Source organism: Candidatus Pelagibacter sp. (assembly GCF_052049935.1).
Taxonomy (GTDB): domain Bacteria; phylum Pseudomonadota; class Alphaproteobacteria; order Pelagibacterales; family Pelagibacteraceae; genus Pelagibacter.
Map to the genome: position 1 here is coordinate 74,633 of NZ_JBNGZA010000004.1, position 11,751 is coordinate 86,383.

The window sequence follows — 11,751 nt, forward strand, 5'->3', positions numbered from 1 at the left end:
GAATTCTTATGGCTGAGGAACCAAATAAATTAGATATAACTGATGAAATGATCGCTGAAAGGCGAGGTGGTTCTGGAAAAATGCCAAGCGATATGCCAGGTTGGATGGCATCAACAATCGTAAATATTGATAAAATAAATAAGATTATTGGAAACATAGTTTGCTGGATAACAATTCCATTAATTTTTGCAATGGTTTATGAAGTTCTAGCAAGAAAACTTTTTAACGCTCCAACTATGTGGGCTTATGACATGAGTAGATTTATGTATGGAGCTTTATTTATGTTAGGCGCAGGATATGCTCTTTCAAAAGGAGTTCATATCAGAGCTGATTTTTTATACAGAAATTTTAAAACAAAAACACAAGGTCTAATAGACTTTTGGTTATATTTATTGTTTTACTTTCCAGGATTGATTGTCTTTCTTTATATGACAACAGGCTTCGTTCAAGAGTCTATTACGAGGAGTGAAAGAGGAATGGATACAGCTTGGATGCCATTAATGTGGCCGATAAAAGCTTGTCTATGGATAGGAATATTATTTTTATTAGTTCAAGGTGTATCAGAAATTTTAAAAAGTTATTGGGCTTCCACAAAAGGTAAATGGCCAGGAGATGAAGAATAGATGTTAGCAGAGTTTGTAGACCCAGCCATACTTGGTTTTATATTAATTGGCGTAATGTTATTCTCTATATTTGTAGGATTTCCAATTTCATTTACTCTCATATTTTTAGGATTTGTGTTTGGTTATCTAGGTTTTGGAAAATTAGTATTTTATTTAATGACCTTACAGTTTTCTATGGTCATGACAGAACAAACCTTGGCCGCCGTCCCGCTCTTTGTCTTTATGGGTATTATGATGGAGCAATGTGGATTGATGGAGAGATTGTTTTCAGCATTTCAATTGATTTTAGCTAAAGTAAGAGGATCTCTTTATTACGCTGTTTTATTTGTATCTGTAATTTTTGCAGCTGCTACAGGAATAGTAGGGGCATCTGTAACTATTCTTGGAATTATGGCTGCTAAATCCATGAATAGATCTGGCTATGATGTTAGACTTGCTGCAGGTACTATTACAGCGGGTGGAACTTTAGGAATTTTAATTCCACCAAGTATTATGCTTGTAGTAATGGGGCCAATAATGGAAATCCCGGTTACTGATTTGTTTGCAGCTGCAATTTTACCAGGAGTATTACTTGCTGTACTTTATGCAGGTTACACTACAGTTAGATGTATTATTAATCCCAAATTAGGTCCCGTGTTACCACCAGAGCTTAGAGCAACTAGTATGAAACACGTTTGGATAGAATTTTTCTTAGGGCTTGTTCCACCAGCCGCATTAGTTTTTGCTGCACTTGGTAGTATTTTATTTGGTTTTGCTACACCAACAGAAGCAGCAGGTTGTGGTGCAATGGGATCATTATTATTGGCAATAGCATATAGAAAATTAACATTAAAAAAACTTCAAGACTCGCTAGTAAAGACTTTAGAAATTTCAGCTTTAATCATGGTTTTAGTCGCAGCTTCAAACTTTTTTGGTGCAGTTTTTTCTAGATTAGGAACTCCGATGTTGCTTACTGACTTTTTATTAAGTCTTGAAATGAATAAATATTTAATTTTAGCAATAGTTATGGTTGTAATCTTTTTATTAGGATGGCCATTAGAATGGGTTCCAATTGTTATGATTATAGTTCCAATTATTTTACCTCTGATTGAAGCTTTAGGTTTCAACCTTACGTGGTTTGCTATATTAGTCGCCGTCAATTTACAAACCGCCTGGCTCTCACCTCCAGTCGCTTTGTCTGCTTATTTCTTAAAAGGAGTAGTCCCAGAATGGGATTTAAAAGATATTTATTATGGAATGATGCAATTTATGGTAATTCAAGTAATTGGATTAATTTTAATTATAATATTTCCAAAAATTGTTCTTTGGCTTCCAAGTGTCCTTTACGCATCATAAATTTTAGATTAAAAAATAGTTGTGGCGAATTCAGATAAAAATGAACTTATTAATTGGGAGCTTGTAGCAACAAATCCAAGTGATAAATCTTGGAATTGGAAGGATCTTTTTTACTATTGGGGTGTAAATATTCAAAGTGTAATAGGTTTCTCATTAATTGCATCTCTCTATTTAATATACCAACTAAATACTAGTGTTGTTTTCTTAGGATCTATACTTGGCTCAATATTAGTTTGGTTTTTTTGTAATTTAATAGGCAAACCTTCTCAAATACATGGAATTCCTTTTGTTGTACTTTTGAGAACCTCACTTGGTTTCAGAGGGGCAAAATATTTTGGTGGTTTAAGATTTTTAGTTGGCATTTTTATGTTTGGTATACAAACTTATTTTTTATCTAAAGCTTTTAGCTACTTGATAAGGATATTGTTTTTTTCAATTGATAATGAGTTTTTAAATAAAGATATATTTTTGATTTTTCTTTCTGGTCTTAATATAATTGATTGGTTTTCAATTATTATTACAATTATTTTACAGACATATTTTTTTAAATATGGTGTCGTATATAGTAAAAAAATTATAAAACTTTCAGCTATAACTGTTTATTCTGGCTTAATACTATTTTTCTTAATAGTTTTTTTTAGCGATATAAAACTGACACTTAATGTTTTTTTAGAGAGCTTAAATTTTAGAGGTTTTTTATCAAGTCAAAGTATAATTCCTTTACTAACAGTTGGTGGAACGGTTTTTGCTTACTTTTCAATCGTGATATTGAGTTTTGGTGATTTTTCAAAATATGTAAAAAATGAAAAAGAATTGAGTAGAGGAAACTTATCAATTTTAATTAATTTGGTTATATTTTCTTTCTTTGCTGTTTTTATAACTATTGGATCAGATATTTTTCTTAAAGATGATGCAAATAGCATCGTTAAGATACTTACTAATCCAACAGATATTATTGGTAAATTTAATAACATTCAATTAACGGTAATAGCTTTATTGTTTATAATATTTGCCTCAGCATCTACAAATCTAGTTGCAAATTTTATACCTTGCCAATTTACATTAATCAATTTTTTACCAAAAAAATTGAATTTACAAAGTTCTAGTTATGTGATTTCAATTTTAGGTTTATTAATTGGCATATTATGGTTACCTCTTTTTAGTCAAATAGGAATTTTAGCTTTTGTTGATACGTTTGGATCTTTTTTTGGTCCATTGTTTGGTTTAATGATCACTGATTATTATCTTGTTAAAAATAAAGAAATTGTAAGCAAGGATATTTATTCAATAGAAAAAAATTCTACTTATTATTTCTCTAACGGTTGGCATCTTAAAGCAATTTATTGTTTAATTTTAGGTTTTGTATTTGCTGCATCAACTATTTGGAATTATAACTTGATGTATCTTCAATCTTTTTCATGGATAATTGGTGCATTTATAACTTCTTTAACCTATTATCTATTAGCGAAAAAATAATATGAAAGCATTAGTTTACACAGGAACTCAAGAACTAGTTTACCGTGAAGAACAAAATCCAATTGAAGTTGATGGGGAAAGTATTTTAAAAGTGCATGCCTCAGGTATTTGTGGATCTGATATGCATGCTTATCATGGTCATGACGAAAGAAGAATTCCACCATTAATACTTGGTCATGAAGTAAGTGGTGAAGTTCAAAATGGAAAATTCAAAGGCAAAGATGTTGTATTAAATCCTTTAATTACATGTGGGAAATGTGAGTATTGCAAATCAGGAAGAGAACATTTGTGCCCAGAGAGAATGATTTTGGGTATGAGCAAACCTATAGAAAGACAAGGGGTGTTTGCTGAATATGTTTCAACACCTGATAAAAATATCTATGAAATTCCCGATGGTTTAGATAAAAATGATGCACCTATTGCAGAACCTACAGCTGTTTCATTACATGCTGTTTTGATTGGTGAACAATCATTAAAAAAACCATTATCTGAGTGCCGTACTTTAATTCAAGGCGGGGGTGCTATTGGATTACTTTGTGGATTGATACTCTCAAAAATTAAAGGTAACAAAAATATTACTTTATCTGATCCTAATAAGCTTAGATTAGATGAGTGTTCAAAGTATTTAGATGCAAACTTTGTTGCTCCTAACCATAAAGAAATTCAAAGCAATAGCTTCGATATCGTATTTGATACAGTAGGCTTAGAAATATCAAGACAACAAGCAATTGAAGTGGTGAAGCCAGGCGGCTCAATTATTCATATAGGGCTTACTCAACCAGCTGGTACTTTTAACTTTAGAAAAATGACACTCCAAGAAGTAACTGTTATTGGTACTTATTGTTATACAAACAAAGATTTTGAGCAAACATTATCAATTTTATCAAAAAAAGAGATTGGACCATTAAATTGGATTGAATTTAGAGACTTAAAAAATGGTGGAGATGCGTTTAGACAGATCCATGATGGAACATGTATTGCGCCTAAAATTATTCTGTTACCTTAGAAAAATAAGTTTCATTTTTACTATATTTAGCTCTGCTTAATTTGAAATCTTTAGATACCACAGGTGCAAAAAGAATTACTGACCAATAAATTAAAAGTATAAAAATTGAGATTGTCTTCACAAGTCATATTTAGAAAAAAATTTTGAAGATTGAATGTTTAAATTATGTCTAAATGTTGAAATTAAATAAATTTTTAATATAAGCATCACATGTTCAAAAAAATATTATTAGTCTTTGGTCTTTTATTTTTATCCTCCCCATCTTATGGAGAGGTTATAAAAGTTTTTGAATTTACTGAGAGTGAACTGTCTAATCTTGAAGAAAAAAAGGTTAGAGGAGCAAAAAACAAGACTATTTTTTCTGTTGGAAATAATGATAATGGAAATTTTCTTAAAGCAGTATCTTCAAATGGTGGATCAGGAATAGGAAAAGAAATTGAGATAGACTTAGAAAAGACCCCATTTTTAAACATAACTTGGAAAGTTGAAAAGGATTTATCAGGAATAGATGAAAAAAGTAAAAAAGGCCATGATTTTGCGGCTAGAATGTTTGTTGTAAAAAAAACTGGTGCTACACCTTTATCTAATAGAGCTATAAATTTTGTATTTTCTAGTAATGAGGATGTAAATAAATTTTGGCCAAGCCCATATTTCAGTAAGTCAATTGACTATGTCCTATCATCAACAAAAGAACATTTAAACGAGTGGGTTAGTGCAAAAGTAAATGTAAAAGAGTTATTTAAACAATTACATGATTTAGATCTTAAAAATTTAGATGGTGTGGCTTTAATGGCTGACACAGATAATTCTAAATTGAACTCAGTCGCTTATTACCAAGATATTTTTTTCTCGGCAGAGTAAACTACATCTTAAATTTTTTTTTTAATATAATTGAAAGGAAAGATAACAATACAGCGATCACAACATCTTCCAAAGGTGTAGCATTTGGATAACCAAAATTCCATGCAATGACCAAAATTAACCAAACTATAAATACATTCATACCTGAGACTATATCTTACTTTGTATAATTTGTTTAATTTTTTGATATAATTAATTATGCACGAAAATTTTTTTCATAAAATAAAAGTTTATTATGAAGATACCGACTCAGGTGGGGTAGTTTATTATGCAAATTATTTAAAATTTTTAGAACGAGCCAGAACCGAAGCATTATTTTCTATAGGTTATAGTAATAAAAAAATTAAGGAAAAATTTAATTCTTTAATAATCGTTAAATCATGCAATATTGATTATAAAAAATCTGCAAATCTTGAAGATGAGTTAAAGATTAGATCTTTTGTCAAATCAATTACAAAAACTTCTTTTTTTATGAACCAGATTATTTCAAGAGATGAGGAAATAATTGTTGAGGCGCAAATACACTTGGTTTTTGTAAATGAAAATGGAAAACCAGTTAAAATTCCAGATGAAATTTATTCACAATTTAAACCATATTTTTGTGACAGCATTAAAACTTAGCAATTTTTTTAGCCTCAACAAATAAATTAGTAATCATTTTTCTTGTGACAACTTTTGTATTTATATTTCTTGGACTTGGGTGATAACAAGCAATAATAATTTTATCATCTGGTAATAAATATTTTTTACCATGTTTAAATTTAAAATTTTCTAATTGATTAAACTTTTTTTTATAAATTTTAGCACAATTATCAAAAGCAACTTTTCCAAGTGTCACAATTACTTTTAATGCTTTAAGACTTTCTATTTCTGAATTGAAATAATTGGAGCAATTTGTGAGTTCATTGATTTTGGGTTTATCTTCAGGAGGTACACATTTTAAAACATTTGTCACATAAGTATATTTTAATTTTAATCCATCATTTAAATTTTTTGAATAATTTTGATTTGAAATTCTAGCATCATAAAGACACTCAAATAATACATCTCCTGATTTATCTCCTGTAAATGCCCTTCCTGTTCTTGTGCCACCATGAGCAGCAGGGGCTAAACCTATAATCATTAGTTTTGAATTCTCTTTGCCAAAACCTGTAACAGGTTTACCCCAATATTTCTCGTTAATATTTTGAGGTCTTTTTTCTTTAGCAATTTTTTTAATAAATTTATTTAGTCGTGGACATTTTTTACAATTAATTATTGTTTTATTAAGATTTTTAAATTTAATACTCATTAATGAGAATTTTTTATTTTACATTATTAATTATTTTATCTTTTACTAATTCAATAAAAGCAAATGAAAAAGATCAAACTATAAATATTTTACAAAAAGGTGGAAATCTAATTTTTATAAGACATGCTTATGCTCCTGGTGGGGGAGATCCAGAAGATTTTAATATCAACAATTGTGATACGCAAAGAAATCTAAATGATAACGGTAGAAAACAATCAGTAAAAATTGGAAACTTTTTTTTATCTAATGAAATACCGATTGATGAGGTACTTTCCAGTAATTGGTGCAGATGTAAAGATACAGCCAAACTTGCTTTTAAAAATTATAAAACAGTAAATTTTTTAAATTCTTTTTTTAGCTCTAAATTTGCCCATAACCGTGAACCACAAATGAAAGATCTAAAAAGTTATATTAAAAATTGGGATGGAAATAAAAATCTAGTTTTAGTAACCCATTATGTAGTAATAACCGAAGCTTTAGGTTATGCACCTTCTTCAGGAGAAATTGTTGTTTCTGATAAAAAATTTAATAAAGTAGGAAGTATTAAAATAAATTATTAAGATTATGTCTTCAAAACGTGCAATGAAACAAGCGCAAAAACAAGCCTACGCAAAACATAGAAGCAATATTACAAATAGTAGATTTAATTCAAAGAAATCAAAATTTTCCAAAAATAAAAAAAAGAATTAGCTTTCTTTTTTATATCTCTCTAAATTTTTACAAGAAGATATTTTTGTAATACCTTCTTCATTATTAATTACAGTTTTTATGAATATATCTTTGCTATCTTTTTTAAATAACAATTGTGTAAAAAATTGAGGATAACCCATTCTATCAGTTAATATATTTTCTCCTTCAATATATATAAAGCTCTCTATAGTATTTTTCTTCTTTGTGCTTAAATCGGTTATTCTATATCTTTGATAAGTTTTTTCGTTAAATACATAATTTCTTGTCATAGTGAGTTTCTCTAAATCAAGAATATATTCATTTTTTAAAAAACCATCTTTGAAGTTATCACATGAACTTAATTCAATAATTTCAGAATTTGCTATACTCACTTTAGATATAAAAAGTGTGATAAAAGATAAGTAGATGAAAAACTTATTGTCTCTCATCTTTTTCAACTAAGAACAAACCAACTAATAGAAAAGCAGTCCATATAATACCTATTAAAGCCTTTGGACTTGTATTTGCGCTCCATAAATCTAGCACTAATGCACCAAATACTAATCCTGCTATATAAACAATTATTAAGATTGTAGATTTATTCATTTAGTAATTTTTTTTTAAATAAAGATATACCATTTTGAATTTTGTATTCATATGATTCATTGAAACTTTCAAGTTGCCATCCTGTTAATCTTGATCTTATTTCTTTAATATTATTGTCTTTCCAATCGTCTGTCGTATCTTCTGCTTTCCAAATTTTTTTTTCATCATTGCTTCTACCACATCCATAACAATAACCTGTTTTCGGGTCAGTTCGACATATACTTATGCATGGTGAGATAATCATAATTAATAAATATAGTTGGTATTTATATAAAAAAAATAACGTTTTTCATTAGAATTGTCATTGGACAAATAGTTTCAATAATATATAAACCCACTAAATTTGTGGGGCGATGGCGGAATTGGTAGACGCGTTGGTCTTAGGAACCAATATGGCAACATGTGAAGGTTCGAGTCCTTTTCGCCCTACCACTTAAAATTATGAAAGTTACTGTAGAAAATAAAAAAGGTCTTAATAAAGATATCAAGGTATTCGTCGATAAAAAGACAATGGATGGATATATGGATGAAAAGTATGAAGAAATTAAAGGTACAGTAAATTTAAAAGGATTTAGACCAGGTAAAGTTCCAAAAGAAATTTTAAAAAGACAATTTGGTAAAGCAATATTTGGTGAAGTTTTAGACAAAGTTTTAAAAGATACATCAACAAAAGCTTTAGAAGAAAATAAAATTAAACCAGCTGGCCAACCAAAATTAGACTTAAAAACTTACGGTGAAGACAAAGAGCTTGAATATATAATTTCTGTAACAGAACTTCCAAAGGTAGAAGTGAAGAATATAGAGAATATTAAATTTGATGAATACAGTGTTAAAATTGATGAAAAAGAAAGTGACACTAGAATTAAAGAGATAGCTAAAAATCAACCAAATTTTAAAGATGTAGATAAAGATGTTAAATCAAAAGATGGTGATCTTGTTGTCTTTGATTATAAAGCAACAGTTGACGGAAAAGAATTTAAAGGTAGTGAGGGTAAAAATACACAATTAACTCTCGGTAAAGATTTATTTTTAAAAGGATTTGATAAACAGTTAACTGGAGTTAAGAAGGATGATGAAAAAATAGTTGAAGCTGTTTTGCCTGAAAATTTTCCAGAAAAAGATTTAATTAATAAAACAGCAAAATTTGTATGTAAAATTACTGCAGTTAAAAAACCTGAACCAGTAGAAATTAATGATGAATTTGCAAAAAATTTAGGAGCTAAAGATTTAGCAGATTTGAAAACATTAATTACAAAACAAATTAATGATGAATACAAAAATTCTTTAGAAAGATTATCAAAGAATCAAATTTTAAAAGAAATTGAAAAATTTAAAGTTGATGAAATTCCTGAAAATTTAATTGAAGAGGAAGTAAAGATTTTATCACAAGGAATGTCAGAAGAAGATGCAAAAAAAAGTAGAAAGAATTTTGAAGATATTGCAAAAAAAAGAATTAAGGTTGGATTAATCTTAAATGAGTTCGGTGAGCAAAATCAAGTAAAAGTTACAGAACAAGAGTTGCAAGCTGAAGTTCAAAAACAAGTAAGAATGATGCCTGGTCAAGAAAAAATGGTTATGGATTTTTATCAAAAAAATCCATCTGCAATTTCAAGTTTAAGAGGAACTGTTTACGAAGAAAAAATTATTTCGCTTATAAAAGAAAAAGCTAAAACTAATAAAAAAGAAGTAAGTAAAGATGAAGCTGAAAAAATATTAAAAGAAAGTCAAAAAATTGAAACATCTTCTTCAGCAAAAGAAGAAAAACCAAAAACATCATCAGAGAAAAAAGCCCCAGCTAAGAAAGCACCTACTAAGAAAGCTCCAGCAAAAACAACTAAAGCGAAGCCAAAAACAAAAAAAGTTAGCAAAAAGTAAGCACAAGTTGTATAAGTAAAGAGAATCAACTTATGACAACAAATTTATCTGAATATATGAATACATTAGTTCCAATGGTAGTGGAACAATCTAGCAAAGGTGAGCGTGCTTATGATATTTATTCAAGACTTCTTAAGGAAAGAATTATTTTTTTAACTGGTCAAATTAATGACAACGTAGCATCATTAGTTACTGCTCAATTATTATTTTTAGAAGCGGAAGATCCAAAGAAAGAGATTTATCTTTATATTAATAGCCCTGGTGGTTTAGTTACTGCTGGTTTGGGAATTTACGATACTATGCAATATATTAAACCCGAAATTTCTACATTATGCATTGGTCAAGCTGCTTCAATGGGATCTTTTTTGTTATCAGCGGGCAGCAAAGGTAAAAGATTTTCACTTCCTAATTCGAGAGTTATGGTTCATCAACCTTCGGCAGGTTTTCAAGGCCAAGCAACAGACATAGAAATTCATGCCAACGAAGTTTTATCTCTCAAGAAAAGATTAAATGAAATTTATTCAAAACATACTGGTAAATCAGTAGAGGAAATTAAATCTGCTTTAGAAAGAGATAACTTTATGACCGCAGATGCGGCAAAACAATTTGGTTTAATAGACGAAGTTGTTGAAAAAAGATCTTAATACACAATATATTGAATCAACTATCAATAGAACTTGATCTAAGAGAGTCATTTATAATAAAGTATAACTATTGATTCGTTAAAAAAAATTTATGAACACAAATAATAAAAATATTCTTTACTGTTCTTTTTGTGGCAAGAGCCAACATGAGGTAAGAAAATTAATTGCTGGCCCAACAGTTTTCATTTGTGATGAATGTGTTGAGTTATGTATGGATATTATTAAAGAAGAAAGTAAAGATACATTTGTAAAACATCAAGATGGCTTACCTTCACCTAAAGAGATTTGTACGGTTTTAGATGATTATGTAATTGGCCAAGCACATGCTAAAAAAGTTTTATCTGTAGCTGTGCACAATCATTATAAAAGATTAAACTATGAGAGCAAAACGAGTAAAAATGTTGAGCTTTCAAAATCAAATATATTGTTAGTTGGTCCGACTGGATGTGGAAAAACATTACTTGCACAAACTTTAGCAAGAATTTTAGATGTTCCTTTCACAATGGCAGATGCAACAACTTTAACTGAAGCAGGATATGTTGGTGAAGATGTAGAAAATATTATTCTAAAATTACTACAAGCAGCGGATTATAATGTAGAAAAAGCTCAAAGAGGAATAGTTTATATTGATGAAGTAGATAAGATAAGTAGAAAATCTGAAAACCCTTCAATTACAAGAGATGTATCAGGTGAGGGAGTTCAGCAAGCATTATTAAAAATTATGGAAGGAACTGTTGCAAGCGTTCCTCCTCAAGGTGGAAGAAAACATCCTCAACAAGAATTTTTACAAGTAGATACAACAAATATATTATTTATTTGTGGTGGTGCATTTGCAGGTTTAGATAAAATTATTTCACAAAGAGACAAAGGTACTTCAATTGGATTTGGTGCGGATGTAAAAAATACTCAAGATAAGAAAACTGGTGAGTGGATGAAAACCTTGGAACCAGAAGATTTGCTTAAGTATGGTTTGATACCCGAGTTTATTGGAAGACTGCCTATGATTGCAACTTTAGAAGATTTAGATGAAAAATCTTTAATCAAAATTTTACAAGAACCAAAAAACTCACTTACAAAACAATATCAAGAATTGTTTAAATTAGATGGTGCAAAACTAATATTCAAAGACAATGCACTTAAGGAAATAGCTCTGAAAGCTATAAGAAAAAAAACAGGGGCAAGAGGCTTACGCTCGATTTTGGAAAATATTTTATTAAAAACTATGTATGATCTTCCAAGTATGGATAATGTTGAGGAAGTAATAGTTGATTCTGGTGCAGCTAAAGGACAATCTCAGCCTATAATCGTACATGCCAAAGGTGATTCAAAGTCAAAATCTGGCAAAACTTCAGCTGCTTAGTCTTA

16 protein-coding genes and 1 tRNA gene are annotated in these 11,751 nt (G+C 29.3%); 12 read left to right on the top strand and 5 right to left on the bottom strand.

All coding sequences use genetic code 11. The features are described 5' to 3' along the window. The first annotated feature begins 8 nt into the window (after positions 1-8). From ACTT90_RS03020 to ACTT90_RS03040, 5 genes are all read left to right on the top strand, one after another. Positions 9-623, top strand: a complete 615-nt coding sequence (locus ACTT90_RS03020) for a TRAP transporter small permease subunit (RefSeq protein WP_440937377.1) — start codon at positions 9-11, stop codon at positions 621-623. Then, positions 624-1,958 (top strand): TRAP transporter large permease, encoded by a 1,335-nt coding sequence (locus ACTT90_RS03025; RefSeq protein WP_440937378.1) that lies wholly within the window; start codon positions 624-626, stop codon positions 1,956-1,958. A 21-nt stretch (positions 1,959-1,979) separates the two neighbouring features. Continuing rightward, on the top strand, positions 1,980-3,434 hold the full coding sequence (locus ACTT90_RS03030; protein ID WP_440937379.1) for a cytosine permease: 1,455 nt from the start codon (positions 1,980-1,982) through the stop codon (positions 3,432-3,434). 1 nt (position 3,435) lies between these two features. After that, complete coding sequence (locus tag ACTT90_RS03035) at positions 3,436-4,440, top strand: alcohol dehydrogenase catalytic domain-containing protein (RefSeq protein WP_440937380.1); 1,005 nt, start codon at positions 3,436-3,438, stop codon at positions 4,438-4,440. Positions 4,441-4,650: 210 nt separating this feature from the next. Further along, positions 4,651-5,301 (top strand): DUF3047 domain-containing protein, encoded by a 651-nt coding sequence (locus ACTT90_RS03040; RefSeq protein WP_440937381.1) that lies wholly within the window; start codon positions 4,651-4,653, stop codon positions 5,299-5,301. Between the two features lies 1 nt (position 5,302). Here the strand turns inward: ACTT90_RS03040 and ACTT90_RS03045 are convergent, their stop codons facing one another. Further along, positions 5,303-5,443: a hypothetical protein gene (locus tag ACTT90_RS03045; RefSeq protein ID WP_440937382.1), complete on the bottom strand. Its 141-nt coding sequence runs from the start codon at positions 5,441-5,443 to the stop codon at positions 5,303-5,305. 56 nt (positions 5,444-5,499) lie between these two features. Between ACTT90_RS03045 and ACTT90_RS03050 the strand changes: the two genes are divergently transcribed. Then, positions 5,500-5,922, top strand: coding sequence for a YbgC/FadM family acyl-CoA thioesterase (locus ACTT90_RS03050; RefSeq protein ID WP_440937383.1), 423 nt, complete (start codon positions 5,500-5,502; stop codon positions 5,920-5,922). On the opposite strand, the gene ACTT90_RS03055 is transcribed toward ACTT90_RS03050, so the two are convergent. Next, on the bottom strand, positions 5,912-6,592 hold the full coding sequence (locus tag ACTT90_RS03055; RefSeq protein WP_440937384.1) for a uracil-DNA glycosylase: 681 nt from the start codon (positions 6,590-6,592) through the stop codon (positions 5,912-5,914). The two genes, ACTT90_RS03050 and ACTT90_RS03055, sit on opposite strands and share 11 nt — an antisense overlap. Positions 6,593-6,594: 2 nt before the next feature. Here ACTT90_RS03055 and ACTT90_RS03060 point away from each other — a divergent pair, with 2 nt between their 5' ends. Together ACTT90_RS03060 and ACTT90_RS03065 are read left to right on the top strand one after the other, a co-directional pair. Then, entirely contained in the window at positions 6,595-7,152 is a 558-nt protein-coding gene (locus ACTT90_RS03060; RefSeq protein ID WP_440937385.1) for a histidine phosphatase family protein, read from the top strand. Between the two features lie 4 nt (positions 7,153-7,156). After that, positions 7,157-7,282, top strand: coding sequence for a hypothetical protein (locus ACTT90_RS03065; protein ID WP_014953130.1), 126 nt, complete (start codon positions 7,157-7,159; stop codon positions 7,280-7,282). Here ACTT90_RS03065 and ACTT90_RS03070 read toward each other — a convergent pair. From ACTT90_RS03070 to ACTT90_RS03080, 3 genes are read right to left on the bottom strand one after another with little or no spacing between them, the layout of a single operon-like run. After that, complete coding sequence (locus ACTT90_RS03070) at positions 7,279-7,653, bottom strand: hypothetical protein (RefSeq protein ID WP_440930173.1); 375 nt, start codon at positions 7,651-7,653, stop codon at positions 7,279-7,281. The two genes, ACTT90_RS03065 and ACTT90_RS03070, sit on opposite strands and share 4 nt — an antisense overlap. 43 nt (positions 7,654-7,696) lie before the next feature. Then, positions 7,697-7,867, bottom strand: a complete 171-nt coding sequence (locus tag ACTT90_RS03075; protein WP_014953132.1) for a hypothetical protein — start codon at positions 7,865-7,867, stop codon at positions 7,697-7,699. Further along, on the bottom strand, positions 7,860-8,111 hold the full coding sequence (locus ACTT90_RS03080) for a DUF1289 domain-containing protein (RefSeq protein ID WP_014953133.1): 252 nt from the start codon (positions 8,109-8,111) through the stop codon (positions 7,860-7,862). The genes ACTT90_RS03075 and ACTT90_RS03080 overlap by 8 nt, the downstream gene beginning before the upstream one ends. A gap of 103 nt (positions 8,112-8,214) precedes the next feature. On the opposite strand from ACTT90_RS03080, the gene ACTT90_RS03085 reads away from it, so the two are divergent. The 4 genes from ACTT90_RS03085 (at position 8,215) to clpX (ending at position 11,746) form a co-directional block, all read left to right on the top strand. Beyond that, positions 8,215-8,299, top strand: a tRNA-Leu gene (locus tag ACTT90_RS03085). A 9-nt stretch (positions 8,300-8,308) separates the two neighbouring features. Further along, positions 8,309-9,742 carry a trigger factor gene (tig, locus tag ACTT90_RS03090; RefSeq protein WP_440937386.1) on the top strand — a complete coding sequence of 478 codons (1,434 nt, stop codon included), beginning with the start codon at positions 8,309-8,311 and terminating at the stop codon, positions 9,740-9,742. A 32-nt stretch (positions 9,743-9,774) separates the two neighbouring features. After that, on the top strand, positions 9,775-10,386 hold the full coding sequence (gene clpP / locus ACTT90_RS03095; protein WP_440937387.1) for an ATP-dependent Clp endopeptidase proteolytic subunit ClpP: 612 nt from the start codon (positions 9,775-9,777) through the stop codon (positions 10,384-10,386). Positions 10,387-10,477: 91 nt separating this feature from the next. Then, positions 10,478-11,746 (top strand): ATP-dependent Clp protease ATP-binding subunit ClpX, encoded by a 1,269-nt coding sequence (gene clpX, locus ACTT90_RS03100; protein ID WP_440937388.1) that lies wholly within the window; start codon positions 10,478-10,480, stop codon positions 11,744-11,746. The last annotated feature ends 5 nt before the right edge of the window (positions 11,747-11,751 follow it).